The organism is Streptomyces pseudoechinosporeus, assembly GCF_054783935.1.
The window spans coordinates 1-512 of the sequence record NZ_BAAGPS010000106.1 but is presented as its reverse complement, the minus strand read 5'-3'; the positions used below and the strand labels follow the sequence as shown (position 1 = coordinate 512).

The following is a 512-nucleotide window of genomic DNA, read 5'->3' as shown; positions in this document are numbered from 1 at the left end:
CTGCGGGCTGGCCGGAGCGCCGGCGGATGCGCCGCTCGCCACGCGGGCGGTCATCAAGACCGAGGTGCAGAAGCTGACCAGCGACATCGTGGTCAAGGCCATGGCGTCCATCGGCATCGGCCAGATCGCCTCCGCGGTCGCCAAGGGTCAGGACGGCATCAGGTTCGTCGCCCCCATCACCCGCGAGGGTCCCGGCTGGCGCGCGGACATCGACCTGCCGCTGGGGGTCACCGTCGCCGACGTGGCCGACCGGCGCGCCCGGCTCGCCTCGGGACTTCGCCGCCCGCTGGGGTGCGTGTGGCCGGACGCCGACCCCAACGAGCACGAGGGACGGCTCATCCTGTGGGTGGGGGACCGGGACCTGTCCAAGACCGGCATCGTCAAGTGGGCTCTGGCGAACGCCCGTCGGCACGACATCTTCAAGCGCATCCCGTTCGGTATCGACCCGCGGGGCCGTGCCCAGTCGGTGCCGATGATCCAGCACAACATCCTGGTCGGTTCGCTGCCCGGTC

1 pseudogene is annotated in these 512 nt (G+C 71.5%); it reads left to right on the top strand.

Features of this window, described 5'->3' with window-relative positions:
* A pseudogene (locus ACYVO6_RS49425) lies at positions 1 to 512 on the top strand (cell division protein FtsK); the annotation flags it as partial.